The following is a 328-nucleotide window of genomic DNA, read 5'->3' as shown; positions in this document are numbered from 1 at the left end:
ATTTGTGATTTTACAAGCTCCAGCTCTATCTCCCTGTTCTTTGATCGCAATTCATCTTTCAAGCTTATTTCTTTATACCAGGTCACGCAGCCTTTGATGATCGCCCCGACAACACCGTTCACCCATGCCAGGAGCGTCATCATTACCAGAATATCTCTTGCTGAGCGGTAACCATCACCAAATAGAAAACCAGGACCAACTACGAAAGGCAGTGAAGCCACAGCCGCCCCGGCCACAGCTGCCCCTAAAGCGACTGAGCAGCTGATCAGTAAATAAAAAAGAAAACGACGCCGACCCGGAAGTTTGCTGAATAGCAGCGTATAATGCA

Annotated in this window: 1 protein-coding gene; it reads right to left on the bottom strand. The window is 47.9% G+C overall.

All coding sequences use genetic code 11. The features are described from left to right. Nucleotides 1–328, bottom strand: a 328-nt coding sequence (locus AC6CH7_RS26510) for a hypothetical protein (protein WP_498265568.1), incomplete at both ends; no start/stop codon positions are given.

This window comes from Pedobacter sp. GQ55 (genome assembly GCF_059758925.1).
This window is presented reverse-complemented; position numbering and strand designations above follow the sequence as displayed.